At 48.0% G+C, this 18,225-nt stretch carries 14 protein-coding genes and 1 pseudogene; 6 read left to right on the top strand and 9 right to left on the bottom strand.

Annotation, left to right across the window (positions count from 1 at the left end; genetic code table 11):
* Positions 1-14 precede the first annotated feature (14 nt).
* Positions 15-1,244 (top strand): bifunctional 3,4-dihydroxy-2-butanone-4-phosphate synthase/GTP cyclohydrolase II, encoded by a 1,230-nt coding sequence (locus ACWIP2_RS12375; protein WP_448520248.1) that lies wholly within the window; start codon positions 15-17, stop codon positions 1,242-1,244.
* A 5-nt stretch (positions 1,245-1,249) separates the two neighbouring features.
* Here ACWIP2_RS12375 and ACWIP2_RS12370 read toward each other — a convergent pair whose 3' ends face one another.
* Positions 1,250-1,732 (bottom strand): Lrp/AsnC ligand binding domain-containing protein, encoded by a 483-nt coding sequence (locus tag ACWIP2_RS12370; RefSeq protein WP_448520247.1) that lies wholly within the window; start codon positions 1,730-1,732, stop codon positions 1,250-1,252.
* A gap of 695 nt (positions 1,733-2,427) precedes the next feature.
* Here ACWIP2_RS12370 and ACWIP2_RS12365 point away from each other — a divergent pair.
* Entirely contained in the window at positions 2,428-3,036 is a 609-nt protein-coding gene (locus ACWIP2_RS12365; RefSeq protein ID WP_448520246.1) for a fasciclin domain-containing protein, read from the top strand.
* 14 nt (positions 3,037-3,050) lie between these two features.
* Here the strand turns inward: ACWIP2_RS12365 and ACWIP2_RS12360 are convergent, their stop codons facing one another.
* From ACWIP2_RS12360 to sucD, 5 genes are all read right to left on the bottom strand, one after another.
* Entirely contained in the window at positions 3,051-7,160 is a 4,110-nt protein-coding gene (locus ACWIP2_RS12360) for a DUF445 family protein (RefSeq protein WP_448520245.1), read from the bottom strand.
* A gap of 43 nt (positions 7,161-7,203) precedes the next feature.
* Entirely contained in the window at positions 7,204-8,910 is a 1,707-nt protein-coding gene (locus tag ACWIP2_RS12355; protein ID WP_448520244.1) for an ATP-dependent nuclease, read from the bottom strand.
* A 142-nt stretch (positions 8,911-9,052) separates the two neighbouring features.
* Entirely contained in the window at positions 9,053-10,003 is a 951-nt protein-coding gene (locus ACWIP2_RS12350; protein WP_448520243.1) for an aspartate carbamoyltransferase catalytic subunit, read from the bottom strand.
* Between the two features lie 205 nt (positions 10,004-10,208).
* Positions 10,209-10,748 carry a bifunctional pyr operon transcriptional regulator/uracil phosphoribosyltransferase PyrR gene (gene pyrR, locus ACWIP2_RS12345; protein WP_448520242.1) on the bottom strand — a complete coding sequence of 180 codons (540 nt, stop codon included), beginning with the start codon at positions 10,746-10,748 and terminating at the stop codon, positions 10,209-10,211.
* A 54-nt stretch (positions 10,749-10,802) separates the two neighbouring features.
* Positions 10,803-11,693, bottom strand: a complete 891-nt coding sequence (gene sucD / locus ACWIP2_RS12340; RefSeq protein WP_448520241.1) for a succinate--CoA ligase subunit alpha — start codon at positions 11,691-11,693, stop codon at positions 10,803-10,805.
* A 90-nt stretch (positions 11,694-11,783) separates the two neighbouring features.
* Here sucD and yidD point away from each other — a divergent pair, with 90 nt between their 5' ends.
* The 3 genes from yidD (at position 11,784) to ACWIP2_RS12325 (ending at position 13,865) form a co-directional block, all read left to right on the top strand.
* Positions 11,784-11,996 (top strand): membrane protein insertion efficiency factor YidD, encoded by a 213-nt coding sequence (yidD, locus tag ACWIP2_RS12335; RefSeq protein ID WP_448520240.1) that lies wholly within the window; start codon positions 11,784-11,786, stop codon positions 11,994-11,996.
* Between the two features lie 119 nt (positions 11,997-12,115).
* Complete coding sequence (gene cas6 / locus ACWIP2_RS12330; RefSeq protein ID WP_448520239.1) at positions 12,116-12,949, top strand: CRISPR-associated endoribonuclease Cas6; 834 nt, start codon at positions 12,116-12,118, stop codon at positions 12,947-12,949.
* Positions 12,930-13,865, top strand: coding sequence for a hypothetical protein (locus tag ACWIP2_RS12325; protein ID WP_448520238.1), 936 nt, complete (start codon positions 12,930-12,932; stop codon positions 13,863-13,865). The genes cas6 and ACWIP2_RS12325 overlap by 20 nt, the downstream gene beginning before the upstream one ends.
* Here ACWIP2_RS12325 and ACWIP2_RS12320 read toward each other — a convergent pair.
* Positions 13,829-14,217 (bottom strand): annotated as a pseudogene (locus tag ACWIP2_RS12320) (VOC family protein). The gene ACWIP2_RS12325 and the pseudogene ACWIP2_RS12320 sit on opposite strands and share 37 nt — an antisense overlap.
* A 29-nt stretch (positions 14,218-14,246) precedes the next feature.
* Positions 14,247-15,350, bottom strand: coding sequence for a histidinol-phosphate transaminase (gene hisC, locus ACWIP2_RS12315; protein ID WP_448520237.1), 1,104 nt, complete (start codon positions 15,348-15,350; stop codon positions 14,247-14,249).
* Positions 15,351-15,462: 112 nt separating this feature from the next.
* On the opposite strand from hisC, the gene ACWIP2_RS12310 reads away from it, so the two are divergent.
* Complete coding sequence (locus ACWIP2_RS12310) at positions 15,463-16,218, top strand: SDR family NAD(P)-dependent oxidoreductase (RefSeq protein WP_448520236.1); 756 nt, start codon at positions 15,463-15,465, stop codon at positions 16,216-16,218.
* Here the strand turns inward: ACWIP2_RS12310 and ACWIP2_RS12305 are convergent, their stop codons facing one another.
* The gene (locus ACWIP2_RS12305) at positions 16,219-18,201 is read right to left on the bottom strand and encodes a putative porin (protein WP_448520235.1); all 1,983 of its coding nucleotides are present in this window, start codon (positions 18,199-18,201) and stop codon (positions 16,219-16,221) included.
* Positions 18,202-18,225: the final 24 nt, after the last annotated feature.

The following is an 18,225-nucleotide window of genomic DNA, read 5'->3' as shown; positions in this document are numbered from 1 at the left end:
GCAAACACAACAGCATGAACGCAACTCCACAAGATTCTATCCGTTTGGACTCCATAGAAGAGGCTATTGAAGCTATCCGTCGCGGCGAGGTTATCATTATGGTAGATGATGAAGACCGCGAAAACGAGGGCGACTTAGTTTGCGCCGCCGAACTGATTACGCCTGAAACGGTGAATTTTATGCTGTCTTCGCGTGGGATGCTGTGCTGCACACTCACCGAAGAGCGCTGCGAGCAATTAGGATTAGACCTCATGGTCGGTAAAAATACCGACATGCACCAAACCGCATTTACTGTTACGGTAGATTTAAAAGGACACGGCGTAACAACGGGTATTTCAGCAAGCGACCGCGCCAAAACAATCAAAGCGCTGACCGATGAAAGCGCTACCCCGGCAGATTTTCGCCGTCCGGGACACATTTTTCCGCTGAAAGCCATTAACGGCGGTGTGCTGCGCCGCGCCGGACACACCGAAGCAAGTGTAGATTTGGCAAGGCTGGCGGGGCTGTACCCTGCCGGAGCTATCATTGAGGTATTAGACGAAAATGGCGAACCTGCTCGACTGCCCGCACTCCGCCAGTTTGCCGATGAAAAGGGGCTAAAATTAGTCGCCATCAAAGACCTGATTGCTTATCGGCTGAAAAGAGAGTCGCTCATTGTCATGGAAGAGCGCGTGAAGATGCCTACCGACTACGGCGATTTTGAGCTGGCAGCCTACCGCCAAACCAACACGGGCGATATTCACATGGCGCTCATCAAAGGCACGTGGGACAAAGACGAACCCGTACTGGTGCGCGTGCATTCCTCCTGCGTTACGGGCGATATTTTCGGCTCCTGCCGTTGCGACTGCGGCAAACAGTTGCAGGGCGCGATGCAAATGGTAGAACAGGCAGGCAAAGGTGTTGTTCTCTATATGAATCAGGAAGGACGCGGCGTTGGATTAGTCAATAAACTTAAAGCCTACAAATTGCAGGAGCAGGGCAGAGATACTGTAGAAGCCAACTTAGAATTGGGCTTGCCGATGGATGCCCGCGACTATGGCGTAGGGGCGCAAATCCTCCGCGATTTGGGTATAAGCAAAATCAAACTCATTTCCAACAACCCGAAAAAACGCGCCGGATTGATCGGCTATGGGCTGGAAATTGTAGAAAACGTACCTATTCAGTTTCCACCCAACAGGCATAACGTCAATTACTTACGTACTAAGCGCGACAAAATGGGACACAAAATCACGATAGACGAATAGTCGTCTTACTTGTACAGGTTTTGATCAATTTGCAGTGGGCGGTTGATGCGCTCCTCCAGCGAGATAAAAGTCTCCGTCCGCTCTATCCCTCTTATCTTCTGGATTTTTTCGTATAAAACCTCGCGCAAATGATTCGTATCGCGGCAGGTGAGCTTGGCAAAAATGCTGTAAGCGCCTGTTGTATAGTTCAGCGTGAGAATCTCAGGAATTTTCGCCAGTTCATTGCAAACCGTTTCGTACATCGAGCTTTTTTGGAGGTAGATACCCAGAAAAGCAGTGATGTCGTAGCCCAACTTGCTGAAATCAATGATGAGCGATGCGCCCCGCACGATCCCCATTTTCTCCAATTTCTTCATTCGCACGTGTACTGTGCCACCTGAAACGCACACCTTATCTGCAATTTCGGTATAAGGAGTTTTGGCATCTTTCATTAACTCAGACAATATCCTGATGTCGATATTATCAATTTCTAAATTTTTGTCGTTCATAGGGCGCTCAAAAAACGATTTTCTTAATGAACAAGTGTAAATATTGCAATTTCACTAAATTTAAATAAAGTTTGTTGCAAAGTTTGCAATATTAGTATTGCTTGTTGTAATTTTGCTACATCAAAACACACACAATGTAGGGTGATGAAACTGGCAGCCATGCCCTCCTGTCTCGGGGGTGGGGATTTCAGGATAAAGCCTCAAGAGTGTGAAATAACTACTTGTTTCACTTTCTTTAGTGCCTAACAACCCCGTGAAGGTTCGACTCCTTCCCCTACAGCTTGATAAACGTTCTTTCAAACCCGATATTTCGGAGCAAAATAATTCAAAAGTTTTTAATGTAAAGGCATTTCATTAAAAACTTTACAATGTAGGGTGATGAAACTGGCAGCCATGCCCTCCTGTCTCGGGGGTGGGGATTTCAGGACAAAGCCTACAGAGAATATGAGTCAATCAATCGCTTGCTTCATTTTCTTTGTAGTTGCCTAACAGCCCTGTGAAGGTTCGACTCCTTCCCCTACAGCAAGCATGTGTTTATTTTATGTGTTGTTTATTGGTTAAGGTTTAAAGAAGACGCGCCATGCGCGTCTTTTTTATTGCAATAGTTAATTTGGTTAATTAATTTTACTCTGTGATTTCTGCGCGAAAAACGTCCTGACCTATTAACTTTGAATACTCTATTAACCGTTCATACCATGATGATTGTACATAAGATAACTGGCGGAGTATTCGCCCTTTTGCTTGCTTCTGTGCTGTTGAATGCCTGTGGCGACGGCGGCAAGGCTGCCCTTGAAAAAGCCCGGCAAGACTCTATCCGAATAGCAGATTCTATTGCCCGCTTAGAAGCAGAGGCCAAGCGTGTGCAGGATTCTATCAATGCCCTGCCCAAAACCATTGCTCAAACAGCCTTACTTAAACCTAATTTAGGTAAGTTCGTAGCTGCGCTACAGCGTGCAGAAATTGCCGCCATGCTGGAAGTAGAAGGCAGCACTTCTTACACGGTATTCGCGCCAACAGATTCCGCGCTGACTGTCGCTAAAATTGACGAACTCATGCAGCCTGCCAACAAAGCGCGCCTTCAGAGATTACTCAAGTTACACATTGTTGAAAATATGCTTCCCGCTGCCAATTTGAAAGATGGCATGAAGCTAAAAACAATGGCAGGTTATGACATTGCAGTTAGTGTGAAAAATGGCAAAATCATGATTGACGGCAACGAAGTTGTGCAGGCTGATATTCAGGCAAGCAATGGCGTTATCCACGTGCTAAAAGGTGCGCTGAAACCTAAAATGCTTTTGCAATAGGTCATAAAACAGCGCTATTTCAACACATAACCCAGCCCTAAGCCCAGCATCAGGTCTATGACTAATCCGAATGCAACGCCGAAGCCGAAGCCATAGTTAATCAACTGCCTGAAATATTGCGCAGCGAAGCTGTAGAACAGGTTTTCAATCTCCTGAGGGTTCATTTCCGATACTTCGCGGACAACGACTTTGCGGATGTCCACTGCATTGACGATGGCCGGCAAATGTTGTTCTGCCGTGTTGAGGACGGCATTAATCAGCGCATCGGCGAGGCTTTGCAGGGTTTCGGGGGCAAGGCTCTGCGGCAGTTTGGGCAACAATGCACTCAGTAAATTTTCCACAAATTGCTGCACCTGTTGGTGATTTTCACCGTCGGTGAATAGCTGGTGCAGCATTGCAAAGGTCTGCGCGGCGAGTTTTTCGGCAGGCAAAATATCGCCCAGTGTTTCCCCTGAAAGCTGGTGTTGCCAGCCTTGCAAGGCATTCTGTAGCCATTGGTGTGTAGCAGGTTGTGCAAGGTATTTTTGCAAGGCTGTTTTCATACACAATGCCAACTCCTCCCGATTCAACATTTGGGCAAGCGCTGCGGGCGAAAGTGTACCGTAGAGTTCCGCTGCCATTTCAAGCGCCGCCCGTAGTGCCAGCGGCAGCAGTTCGGGCAAGGAACGCTGCAAAGGCGTTTGCAGCTCCTCCCAAGCCGTGCTTACAAGGGCTTCGGTGCGTTGCCAGAGGCTCTCCGCATCGCTGATTTGCAACACGTTGGCAAAAGCAGCAACAGGCATTTTCACTAATTCATCTACGAGCAGACTAAGCGCACGACTTGCCGCATCGCTCAATTCAGGTTTTGCCAATAGCGTATCGCTGAGTTGTTTGAGGTACAGTTCATCTACGCGGATACCGATGGTTGAAAGTGGGGTTTCGCCCAACTGCGCCGTCCAGTCGCCGATGAGTTCCTTCAATCCTTTGGATTCACGCCTGAAAAATTCGGGGATGCCCTGCTCGGCAAGTTCTACGACGCTGTCTTTGATGGTGCTTTTATAGACAAATGCACCTGCTTTGTTCTGTGAATACGCCTGTTCGTAAACTTTTTCGGCAAGCAAGTACTTATTGTCTTGCAGCCAACTGATTCCTACGGCAATGATGCCGTCTAACACGCTGTCCAGATTGCGGTTGATGACCTCCATCAGTCGCCCGTTGAACAAGTCGCTGATTTTGCGCTGTGGGTTGAACTCCTGCGCCAATCGGTTTTCTATGAGTTGGTACAGCAACTGGCGCAGCGATTCGCCTTTGAGCTGCTTTTCCAATGCCTGATTGAGCCGCGCTTTGAGCTTTTCCTGCTGCACTTTGCCGACGTATTGCCCCAGTGGAGCTTCGTTGAATCGCTGCCAGATCTGCTCCAAAGGCGGCAGGAGGTAGCGTTTCAAATCGGCAACGTTGAGCGACTGCACCGCCGTTGCAAGTGCAGGCATCGCAAGAGCCGTACCTGTTTCGGCGTATTTTTCCCAATCTCTGCCCAGCCAATCCCTAAGCGTTTGGGTTTTTTGCAGATTTTCAAGAATAATTTGAGCAATTTTTTCAGCCCAAACCCGCCTGCTGTCGGCATTTTGCAACTGATCGGCGAGTGTCTGTCGGATATTTTCCCAAGGCAGATTTCCCAGCGGGAAAGTGGCGATTTTTTCTACTACCTGTGCTCTAATAGCAGTTTCATGCTTCGGCAGCGATTGCGCCGCCCAATCGGTGAGTGCGGCTGCAATGGCTGTGCGGTTGTTCTGCAACCACTTTTCAGGAATCAGCAAATCGGGCTGCGCGGCGTAGTCCCGCGCCTGTTGGCGAATCAGTTCCCTTTTATCTTCAAAAGTAGCGGCGATATTTTGTGGATTGAGCAGCCCTCCCGCTACGAATTTGCCCATATTTTCGGCAAACCGCCCTTGATTTTTGGCAACAACGCCGGGCGTAAAGGGCAACGTGCGCCCTTTCGCCCACTCTATCCGACGGTAAGGACGGAAAATCATGCGTAGCGCAAGCCAGTTGGTGCCATATCCCGTTGCGCCATAGGCAGCAGCGGCCAGCGCCATATCCTGCCAAGAAATGACACCATCGCCATTGATAGACGGCAGAAAAGCCAGCGTCCCGCCTGCCACACCGCCCAGCAGCGCACCCAGCAGCGTAATCGGCTTGAGTTCGCGCCCCATGAAGCGCTCCACCAAATCCAGCAGTTTTTCGTTGGGCATTTTTCGCAGGCTACTGCTCACAACCGCCTCTATGCGCCCCGTAAGCAGAAACTCTAAATTTTGCAGCAGCAGTTGTTGCAGTCGGGCAGGCAGCGAAAGCGACCACGATTGGAAGGCTTCGCGGGCAATGCTCCACGATTGTGCGCCCAATCGTTGCAGGCTCATATGGACGTAGCCCGTTATCAGTTGCTCTGCCTGCCCGCTCATAATGAGTGCGGGCAATTCCTGCTGCATGATTTTTTGCAGCGCTGCCGCATTGGGCGCAATTTTGCCTTGCAGCAGTGCAGGAATTTTTGCATCTGTTTGTCGCAAGGCTTTGTCAAAACGGGCTTGCGAAACCCACTCTCCCCAAGGGCGATAGTAGGCGCTTGTCCAGAAATGATAAGTCGCCCGCTCTAATTGCAGCCCTGCGGCAGGCGCATACAGCCAGCGTTTTTTGGCTTGTTCCTGCCAGATGTAGCGCAAAGCCTGTTGCAGCATTTTAACGGTTTCTTCCTGCGCAATAAAATCGCCAAGCGGCCGCTCTGCCAGCGCCGAGAAACGCAAAACCGAGTCGGCAGGGGATTGCAGCAGCCCTACGATGGCTTTTTGCAGCAAAGTTGCCAGCGGGTCGGCACTCTCCGCATCGCTGCCGGTGGCCAAACGCAAACGATTTTCATTTTGGCGCAACTGCCGGACAATCTGCCCGATGGTGTTTTCTTTGAGAAAGCGGATGATTTGCTCGGTGAGCATTTTGGCAGTTTCCGCAGGATTCTGGCTGTGTTTGTCCAGAATATCTACAATGCGGCGCACAACATCGGCATATTGGCTGACGCTGCCGATAAAAAGTTGCAGGATAATGTCTTGAAACTTCCACTTGATATTTTTGCGAAAAGTGTTGTCTATGATAGATTCCAACTGATGGCGGCGCGATTGCAGCCATTCAATCAGTTTTTGCAACACAACAGGCAGGTAGCTACGCAAAAAAGTATCAAAGCGCTCTGCCAGATTTTCGTTGAGCAGCGAAAAGACGGTCGTTTTTTCCTGCCCAAGCACCTCCCAGAAAAAGTGAGCAAAACTTTCCAGCACCTGCTTGCCCTCAGGCGACTCCACAACGGCGAGCAACCTTTCAGCAAGCGTATTGACCAAGACTTTGCCGTTTTCTTCGCCCAGCAGTGCGCCGACAGTCTGTGTGCGCAAACGCTCCGCCACAGGGTTGAGCCATTCGGGATTGAGCAACAAGGCTTCTGCAACTTCAAAGAAAGTTTCGGTGCTTTCGCGCCCTGCTACGGTGTATAGCTGCCGCAGCGGTTGGGTCAGTTGGCTGCCAAGTGTTTTATAGTCTGTCGGCGAAAGTATATCCGCAAATGTAAATCCTTGAAAGTCAGCGTATAGAATTGTGTTGCTAAGCAGTGGCTTCCTTTTTTGCGAATATTCCAATAGGGCTGTCAATCGGTTTTCCAGCGTTGCCAGCACCTCAGGCGAAAGCAGCAACCCTACATCCACTCTGCCGATGACTTGCGCAAAAGATTGCTGTAAATGTGCATCGTGCAGCACCTGCCTTGCGTTTTCGGTGATGCGTTGAACAGACGCGTAAAATCCTGATATCGCACTTATTCGCTCATTTTCAGGCAGATAGAGCCATAGGCTGCGCATTGCCAAATCCTGCAAAGCATCGGCGAGGCTGTCCTGAAAAACCCCCGGATTTTCTGCCAATTCGCGGCTCAGCGTATGATGGTTGATGATGTCGCGCTCCACCAATCGGCTGATATTGGCAATAAATTCGTCGCGCGTACGCAGCACAATGCCTCCCAACCCAAAGCGTTTGCGAAACAGCATTTGTATCGCAAGGTCGTTGGTGGCATAGCCAACATAAGCGCCGCTTAGGATTTTAGCGAGGAGAGTGGTTAGCATTGATTCAGTTGGTGGCAGCCCTATTGATTATTTTGTTATGAATTTATTGTTCACTTTCATTGGTAAAATGCCGGTAAATTTGAAGAATAGTTTCTTTTAACTCTTGTTCAAGTAGGTTAGCATCAGAATAATCTACCAGTTGATAAAATTTTGACTTGTCCATAATACCGCGTGGGCGACCTGTTTCATCTAAGAATTTTTCAAAAAGTGGTGTTAAAAAATTGTCGCTGATTTTTGTATTTATCCAGAAGCTGTCGTTCATATCCTTCAATGCCACAGGGGGGATACGTTCGTTGACTAACTCCTTAAATCTTTCCTCCCAGATAGGGCCAAAGCCCTGTTGGTTGATATAGGCATATAATGTTTGAGGAAGTGGTATATAGTTTTCAATTTCATTTCGGTTCCACTGCTTAATCAACAGCCCCGACTGTTTATTCTCAATCTGCCTTTTCAGATTGTCAAAAATGGCAAACCCTTTTAAATCCGGAATAAATTTTTTGAGAGAATCAAAATGCTTTTTTACAGCATTCACATCGTTTCCAACAGGATAAGGGTAGGTTTTTTCTTCAATGAATTGAAGAATGTGTGTGTAAGAAAATTTTTTGCAGAATGCTTTGATAAAATCTAAATCTGTGGTGCCTTCAAAGTAGAGCAGATAGGGTCTTTGTTTTGCAATCAGGTATTGCTCATATCCATAATTCCTAAGCATTGATTCTACATACTGCTTATGATTTACCCGATCAAACCGACCGAAAACACTGGAAATCACCTGATCTTTGCTAAAGGCTCTGTTCATCACACTTTCTGAGTGACTTGCTATAATGATTTGGCTGTTGTTTTTCTTGGCAATATCTGATATTTTGTCATAAATATTTGATTGTCTGATTACTTCCAAATGGGCATCAGGCTCATCCAATAAATTTACAGTATTAGGAAATGCCAGCAGGTAGGCAAATAGCAGAATCGCTTGCTTTGTTCCACTTCCTAATGACGATAAATCTACATTCTTCTTTGCTCCTTCATTATAGGTCATTTTCAGCAAACCCGTGGCAGGCACATACTTAGGTGGATTTAGCGTTACCCTGAATAATCCTTCTATCTCAGCTACAAATTTTTGCCAATCAGACTTATCTTCCTTGTCATATAAGAGGTAGCAAACATTTCTTAAAATATCTGATGTATTACCATTGCCAATGTATCTGAGAATAGAGCCTACTTCTAACTTATCTTCCGTAGGTTTTAGCCCGGAAACAGAAGGAAGGAAACCTATTTTCTCATGTAGCAATATTTCAGGAAACTCATACAAGCTCCCTTGTTCATCTTGTGTAAGCCGTACATACACCAGACTATCTCTGCCATAATCAAATTCAAATCCGGTTTGCCATGTTTGACCCTCTGTATATCCTTCTGCGGTGAGTACAATCCTGATATTTTTAGCAATAGGTTTTCCTGCCTCATTGGTACTGCCCTCTCTTACGATTAAGTCAGACCATAATTCTTTGAAGTCTGTAATAGAAATATTCAATAAGTCTTCTAAGTTGATAGCGACACCTGTCCTTTTTTGAGCCTTACTTTTCTTACTAATCCGCTCTGTGCCCCATGCTTTTACTGCAATGGCAAACAGAGAGATAGCTTGTAGCAGGGTACTTTTTCCACCATTATTTGGTCCTACTACTACGACTGCCTGCCCGAGTTCTATCGTTTCATCTTTAATCTGCCTGAAATTTTTTATTCTAATTTTAGTGATCATAAACCCAATGATTTTCAAACTTTCAATACGCTGCGCTTCAATAGTCTTTACGGCTGCGTATCTGTAAAGATAATAGGTTTGCTATCAGGCATGCTGCTGCTGCAAATGCCTTCCCAAAAATTACGCAAAATACGGTAATCAGTTACGCTGCCTTGCCTGCGCCATAGACTTTGATTTTTTCGGCGAGCAGGTATAGCACTGCCATGCGAATGGCTACGCCGTTTTCTACCTGATCTAAAATGATGGATTGGGCCGAATCGGCTACGTCGCTGGTCAGTTCTATGCCGCGATTGATCGGACCGGGGTGCATAATTGTAATCGGTCTGCCGACTTGCTGCAAGAGGCTGCCGTTGATGCCGTAGTAGCGGGCATATTCGCGCAAGGAAGGGAAGTTTTTGCCTTGCTGCCGCTCTAACTGAATGCGCAAAACGTTGGCTACGTCGCACCATTCGAGCGCCTGCCGGGTGTCATGTACGACTTTTACGCCCAGACTTGCCATGTGTTTGGGAATGAGCGTAGAAGGTCCGCAAACCATCACCTCTGCGCCCAGCTTTTGCAGACAGAAAATATTGGAAAGCGCCACGCGGGAATGGCTGATGTCGCCGATGATAGCAATTTTTTTGCCGCCAACCGAACCGAGTTTTTCGCGGATAGAGTAGGCATCCAGCAGCGCCTGCGTGGGGTGCTCGTGCGTGCCGTCTCCTGCGTTGATAATGGCGGCGTTGATATGGCGCGAAAGAAAATGCGGCGCTCCCGGGCTGGCATGGCGCATCACAATCATTTCCACTTTCATCGCCAGAATGTTGTTTACCGTATCCAGCAGCGTTTCGCCTTTTTTCACCGAACTGCCCGAAGCAGAAAAGTTGATGACATCTGCCGAAAGGCGTTTTTCGGCCAGTTCAAACGAGAGGCGCGTGCGGGTAGAATTCTCAAAAAATACGTTGGCAATGGTAATATCGCGCAGCGAGGGCACTTTGCGAATCGGGCGGTTTAACACTTCTTTGAACTTATCGGCCATATTAAAAATAAGTTCTATATCCTGAGCGGTCAGTTCTTTGATGCCGAGCAGGTGATTGACCGAGAGGGCAGCCATATTAAAATTGGAAATTTTTGTTCCTACAATCAATGGTTATTCATTACAAATACCAGCACGCGGATAAGTACGGATTGCACTGAGCATACCGAGACTGTCCAGAAAGGCTACATGTCGCACAGACTTCAGTCTGTAGCTGTCTGATTATCAGGTATTTCAATGATCACAGATAAAGTCCGTGTTACTTTTTGGACAGCCTCAAAAACTACTTGGTAACCAGCCAGATCGCATCTTCGGTAGCGCCTTGTTCCGTCCACTCAACTACTACGCGCTGCGAGAGAATGCTGTTCACGGTGCGCCCTGTGTAGTTGGGCTGAATGGGCAAGTCGCGGCTATACAGGCGGTCTATCAGCACCATGAGTTCTACCGATGCAGGTCTGCCGTATTCTCCCAGCGCACTAAGCGCAGCGCGGATGGTTCTGCCCGTAAAAAGCACATCGTCAATAAGTATGACGTGCCTGCCTTCTACGTCAAAAGGCATAATAGTTTCATTTGCTTGCAAAGGGGCTTCGCGCCGCCGAAAATCGTCGCGGTAGAAGGTAATGTCCAGATAGCCGATAGGTGCATTGCCGCCTGTGATGTGGTCTAAGCGCGCCTTGATACGGTCGGCAAAGTAGCGCCCGCGCGGCTGCATCCCCACCAGTACCGAATCAGTAAAATCTGCATGGTTTTCTACTAACTGGTGGCAGAGGCGCTGCATGGTCAGGTCTAACAACTGCCCGTTTAACAACTGCAATTTTTCCATAAGCCTATAAAAAAGCCGTTTGTTGAAGTTACAAACGGCTTTCTGCAAGAGCAATTATTTTCCTAAAACTTTGGCAACGGTTTCGCCGATGAGTGCGGGCGAATCTACTACTGTGATGCCGTGTTCGCGCATGATTTTCATTTTGGCTGCGGCGGTGTCGTCGTCGCCTCCAACGATTGCGCCGGCGTGTCCCATACGGCGACCTTTTGGCGCGGTCTGTCCGGCGATGAAGCCGATTACAGGTTTGCGGTTGCCGTCTGCCTTGATCCAACGGGCAGCATCAGCTTCTAATTGTCCACCGATTTCGCCAATCATTACGATTGCATCTGTGTCAGGGTCATTCATCAGCAGTTCAACGGCTTCCTTCGTCGTTGTACCAATGATGGGGTCGCCACCAATACCGATTGCAGTAGAAATACCCAGCCCTGCCTTAACGATTTGATCGGCGGCTTCGTAGGTCAAAGTACCCGATTTGGAAACAATACCTACGCGTCCTTCTTTGAAGATAAAGCCCGGCATGATGCCTACTTTTGCCTGTCCTGCGCTGATAACGCCGGGGCAGTTAGGACCAATCAGGCGGGTTTTGCTGCCTTGCAGGGCGTGCTTCACCTTCATCATATCTTTGACAGGGATACCTTCGGTGATACATACTACCAGTTCGATACCACCTTCAGCTGCTTCCAGAATAGCGTTTGCAGCGCCTGCGGGCGGAACGAAAATGATGGATACGTTTGCACCGGTAGCTGCTACGGCATCTTTTACAGTATCGAAAACGGGCAGGTCTAAGTGGGTTGTTCCGCCTTTGCCGGGACGTACGCCGCCAACTACCTGCGCACCGTTACACTCTTTGCCATACTCGATCATTTGTGTGGCATGAAAGGTTCCTTCCGATCCGGTAAACCCTTGTACGATAATACGAGAAGATTTATTGACTAAAACGCTCATTAGGACAGCAATTATTAAGTTTGCGGCAAAAATAGGGGTTTCGGCTTGCATTTATGCACGAATCTTGCAAGTAATTTATTTCAACACCATATGCTTAAGCGCTTCGTTATTTTTTTACTCAGAATTTATCAGGCAGCAATCAGCCCGCTGTATCCTGCGTCTTGTCGTTTCGTGCCGACCTGTTCTGAATATATGGTGCAAGCTGTTGAGAAGCACGGCATTATCAAAGGTTTCCTATTGGGTTTGCGGCGCATCGGGCGCTGCCATCCGTGGGGCGGAAGCGGCTACGATCCTATACCCTAAGCCTTATCACTGTGCAAGAGCAGTGAAAGTTAAACTTCTGCTAAACAATTTACGTTTGAAAATGTTAAAAACCTAAATCAATAATTTTTTTCGCGAAAGCGGTTAAATAATGTCGAATTGTGCTACGGACTAGAATCATTTTTAAGCTAAGGAATAAAGGCGGTGTTCTACCCTTCCACCACCAACACCTGCTGGCTGCTATGATCAAAGATCTGACAGCCGGTATGGACGGCGGTGATCGTGTAGCGTTTGAGTATTACAATTTTTCCGGCATCAAGGGGCAGACAAAAGTCAGCCGCAACGGATTGCAGTATTTCTCAAGCCGTGTAACCCTTGTATTTGCCTGCATAGATCAGGAGTTTACCGACTATTTTCTCCAACAATTGTTTAGTAATCAGTTCATTGAAGTAGGCGGGCTGATCTTGTCGCCTGAAATGGTAGAACGCGAACATACCCCGAATTTCAGCGAGGTGATGAAATATATCTGTCTTTCGCCGTTGGTTTGCACCATGCAGGCTGACAATGAAATGGGGGTAAAAGAATTTATCATGCCTGATACAGATCAGTTTTCAGACCTTTTGTACGAATCGACAATGAACAGAATTGAGCGCTCCGGTTTGTTTACCCCTGAGCAGATGGCAAGTTTTTTCAAATTCCAGATCGTGCCTGACCATTATTACTTGTCTAAGGTAACTAAAGAGGCAAAAAAATTTGCCCGCATCTACACGCTCTTTCATCAGCAAACCAAAATAGAAGTAAGAGGTTATACCATGCCTTTTTCGCTGTATGCCGATCCGAAAGTACAGGAATTTGTTTTCTTCTGCGGGCTGGGCGAAGCAACAACAGCAGGCTACGGCATGTTAGATCTTGCCAATACAGATCCAACTTTGCGCAGCATACCTTACGAACTCAATCAGAAATTACCACCCAGAGTTGTACCTACTTACAGATAAATACCTGAGAACAGCGGCGCTATTTGCCGCTTGCTTTTTTTTGTATGCCTGCCAAACCCGTCAAGAGCAACTTCATGCCCTCATGCAGGCGGGTGAAGTTATTAATAACGATGCCTACGATACACTACTGCTAACCGATTCGCTATTCCCAATCATAGCGACGGATAGCGACGGGCAGCGCCGGCTGATTGATACGGGCTTACCCTGCCTGACTACTGAAACGATAGATGGCGACATAACAGCATTGCTGACAGCGGCTACGGGCGATACGCTGGCAATGCAATTCGGAGCTTTTAATCTTTCAATAGGCAAACGGCAATACAAGAACATTGGCAGCGGAAGGCTGACTAATGCAGCCGCTGCAAACTTGCAGCAAAAAGGTATTGCAGGAGTGATTGGCGCGAACCTGATGCAGCACAGCACTTGGCACTTCGACTGGGAACAGTGCCGCGTGATTGTTGCGCCCTCACCCGAAAAGTTTGCAGACCTGCCGCAGACGATTGCGCTACCTTTCAACCGGAATATTTATCGCAGCCCCAAGTGGCAGGTAAAATTCAATCGCTTTCCTTACCAGATGCTGATGCAGGTAAGCTCAGGATTTGGCGGCGGCGTACTGCTCGATGCTGAATTTACAGCCAATCACACCTCGTTCATGTACGAGCGCATCCCTGAACCATTTGCAACGGCAGACCTTATCTACGGTATTTCGGAGGCCAAAGGGCTGCTAATGGATTCTTTGCAGATAGAAGGAAAATACACCTTCGATAAGATTCCCGTGCTTCACTCGCCAAGCAATTACGGGCTGCTTGGGCTTGCATTTTTGCGGCGCTTTAACCTGACAATTGACTGGCGGCAGCGCACGATCTGGTTGCACCCCACTCAACGCGGCTCGATCAAGTCCCACAGGTTGCCGTAGAGATCGGCAAATACGGCTACTTTTCCGAAGAACTCCTCCGAAGGCGGACATACGATAGTGATATTTTCGTTGATCAGGTGTTGGTAATCGCGGTCAAAATCGTCGGTGTGCAGGAACAGGAATACACGCCCACCTGTCTGATTGCCAATGCGCGAAACCTGCTCGTCATTAGCAGCTTTGGCGAGCAATAGCTTGCAGCCGCCTTCGCCCTTGGGCGCAACCACACCCGGCGCTTGGTTTCGCTCATGCGGGTATCTTCGAGCAAGTCGAAGCCTAACTTTTGGGTGTAAAAATCAATTGCCTCGTCGTAGTCGCGCACGACGAGGGCTACCTGCGCCAATCGTTGGTTCATCGGCAAAGATAGTCCGGCACCGGCAGATATTATCCGCGCATGGTTTTGAGTATCTCAACGAATTGCCGCATCTCGTCGGGCGTACCCATGCTGACACGACACCAACGCTGTCCGTAATCGTCTATTTCGCGCAGGATTACCTTGCGCTTGCGCATGTCCTGTACGTAACTTTTGGCAAATCCATCCAGTGAAAAGTAAACCAGATTGGCATACGAAGGAATATAGCGGATGCCCGCCTGCTTTAAGTAGCTGTACAATACCTCTTGGCTTTCTGTGTTTCTATTGACCGACATTTTGACAAAATCTTGGTCGTCTAAGGCGGCAACGCCTGCGGCTACCCCTGCTTGGCTGATCGTAATACCTGGACGCGAAATAAGCGCCTGCATAATTTTGACCGTATCGGGGTGTGCAATCGCATAACCTATGCGCATACCTGCCAGCCCGTAAACCTTTGAAAATGAACGAATAACTACTATATTGGGATTGTTTGCTGTGATCGGAATCAGCGAGGGCGCATCAATAAAATCGTGGTAAACTTCATCTACGACAACTCTCGTTTGCTTGGAAACAGCCGCTACAAAACTGTGCAGCGCATCGGTTGCTACTTTAGTTCCCGTCGGGTTGTTGGGGTTGCAAACATAAACCGCTGCTGTCTTATTGGTGACAGCCGCCGCTATTTTATCCAAATCTATTGTTTTATCTGCCGTAAGCGGAATATCTATGCGTTGTATGCCCATGCGCTCTGCTACGTCGGGAAATACATTGAATGTAGGTTTGGCTGTTACGATATTTTGCGATTGATCGCGACAGAAAGCAACCGCCGACAGCGCCAGCGCTTCGGAACTGCCTGCACTGATGAAAACTTGTTCGGGGGCTATCTGATGATGAGCAGCAATTTTTTGAATCAGCAGATCGTAGTTCGGATAGCGGTTACATTCTTTGAGTGCATCGCGCATCGCCTCCATTACCTTCGGCGAACAACCGTAAGGATTTTCATTAGATCCTAGCCTAAGCAAATCGTTAGGCAAATCAGAAAGTGGCTGATAGCAACCTGTTTGCATGGCATAAACTGTGCCGGTGTAGGCGCCTGCCGTCAGCAGCGCACTGATTTTGAGCCAGTTTCTTCTGTTCATATCTTGATTGGTTTGATGGATATACAGCCTTTTGATCAAACCAAGTTAATAAAAAAACTGCTGTAATTCCGCCGGAGCGACTAAATTTAGCCGCTTAATAAACACATAGGCTATGATACGCAACGTTTTAATCACAGGGGCCACCTCTGGTATCGGGATGGCTACAGCACGCGCATTTGCCCGCAGCGATTTCCGATTGGTGCTTTGCGGCAGACGGCAAGAGCGATTAGATGCACTATCCGCCGAACTCAGCGCCAAAACAGCCGTCCATACCCTTAATTTTGATGTACGCAATGCTGCGGAAGTAGCAGCAAAAATTGGCTCTCTGCCCGACACCTATCAAACGATTGATATTCTCATCAATAATGCAGGCAACGCACACGGGCTGGCGGCGATTCAAGACGGCGAAATAGCAGACTGGGATGCCATGATAGACAGCAACGTAAAAGGTTTACTTTATGTCTCAAAAGCCGTCATTCCACAAATGATTGAACGTCAGGGTGGACATATCATTAACATCGGCTCCTTAGCAGGACAAGAGGTTTACCCTAACGGCAACGTTTACTGCGCGAGTAAATTTGCCGTAGATGCGCTCACCAAAGGTATGCGCATAGACCTCAATCAGCACAATATCAAGGTAACTTCTATCAATCCCGGGCTGGTGGAAACCGAGTTTTCGCTGGTGCGTTTCAAAGGCGATGCAGAGCGGGCAAAAAACGTATATCGCGGCATGAATCCGCTGACAGCAGCAGACGTAGCAGATGTGATTTTCTTTGTAGCTACTCGTCCTGCACATGTGAATATTGCAGAGTTATTGCTACTGCCTACGGCGCAGGCAAGCAGTACAATCGTCAAACGCGAAAGTTAATCAATCAAAAAACAGCCAGTTGATGCCTAACTCAAACGAGCGGGGCTGTGCGTAGTAGCGCGGCGTGTGGAAATAAGCCCTGCCCGCAATGTCCTGTAAAATATTGTTCACCTTCACAAAAAGCAGCGCCCTACTGATTTTAAAGTTGAAGAACAGATCCAGCACTGGATAACCATCGGTCAGGTAGCGATCGTTGAGGATGAACTGTTGCGTAGCAGGCATATAGGCATTTGCATAAAAAGCTGACTTCCAGTGAAAATCCAGTCCAAACTGTCCGTCTAGCCGGTCTTCAAAAAACCTCCGCTGCATGAAAAACTGCGAGTTGACTAAGAACAATGGTACGCGAAAAACATCTGCGCCGATGTTCTGGCTGAAACGCACTGTAGTCAGCAATTGCAAATCTTTCCATTGGGCTTTCATATTGATTGCCGCGTGGATTAGGCGCACCCCTTCGGTGGTCTGCCTTGCAATGCCGGCCGTGTCGTAGTAAACCATATTCTGGATATTCTCAAAACCTGCAAAGCGCGAAAACGATAGGTATTTGCGCAAATAAGGTACAGGGATAAAGCCTGTGGCATAGCTGAGGCGATCGGAAACAGTAGGAATAAAATCAACATTATCCCATTGGAAGAAGCTACCGAAAACGTGCCGCTGCGTAAGATCAGGGCGGTAAACCGTGCGCAGCCACATTCCCCTAAACCACTTATTGATGTAAATGACCTTAGCGCGGTAGTCTTGCAGAGGCAGTTGCACTTCGGCTTCGGCTTCCATTTTGTGATGCCTATAAATAGGAATATTCGCCGCAAAACCTGCAAACCACTCAGGAGGAAGTTGCACCTGTCGTACAGAATCGCCTAACGTGCTGACATCCATATATTCAGCCGAGTAGTCATAGATGCGGTTGCGGAGGTAGGCACGATAACGAAACCTGTTCCATTGTCCTTTGATGCCCGCTCTGTTGTCCAACTGCTCGTAGTTGGTAGCGTAGCGCAACTCTCGCGCCCGAAAAAGATTGATATTAAACGGAAAATTGCGGTAAAAAGTCGCCAGATTGCCACGCGGATTCTCATCCACATATTCGTTAATCTGGCGCAACCATTCCAACTGATGAAAAACCTGCGTCGTCAGTTTGGCATCCTGCGTAGAGTCTTTTTTGAGGTCGTATTGCTGGTAGAGATGAAAGGTGCGTACTTTTTCGCGGCTCACTACTTGTTCCAGACTGTAGCGCAGCTCCTGCGGGATGACATTGGCCAGCGTTGCAGAGGTGGGAGGAGACAGATCGTCTGTGTTGTAGCCGCCGTTTTCCTGAATCGCATGATCGGAATAAATAAAATGCGCCAGTAGCTTATAGCGCAGATCGCGCGAAAAAAAGCGCGTCATCGCTCCATAGTTTTGCACGGTCAGCATCGGGTCGTTGCGACGCGAGTTTCTGCCCAAAATCTTATTAGATTCCTGTCTTTGGAAAAAAATAGCTGCACTCGCATCGGGCGTAATGCTGCGGGCATGTGTAACGCGCAGACGCGTCCGGCCTTTCCCGCCTTGGATGTAATCCAGATCGGTTACAGGCGAGTAACTATCAAAATAACGTACTTCATCGCGTTGCAGACGATAGGCCTCAAGCGATCGCATGCCCAAGCGCGTGCCTATCTGCTCCGGCTCGCGGTAGAAAATCGGCTGCGCGGCTGTTCCGAAGATGCCCAAATCCTGCCAAGTATTTTCATTGCGCTGTACCAGATTGTAACGGTGGCGATTGGCGTAGGCTGTGTCAATGTAAAGCGTATCAGTAATATTATGGTATAGCGTATGCCAATTGTAGTAGCGGGTAGTGTTGGGCCCATAGCGCACAGAGTCTTTCTTTACTTTGGCAGCGTCTGCCTGTTGCGCCAAAAGGCAGGGCCTCACCAGCATAAAAAGCACTGAAAAAATCAGAGCTGTTGGAAAAAAAACTTTTGCACGGTAATTTGCTGCCTTTATTGTGCTCATGTGCAAGATTCGTACTTTTTGCGG

The organism is Rhodoflexus sp. (assembly GCF_053489755.1).
This window is presented reverse-complemented; position numbering and strand designations above follow the sequence as displayed.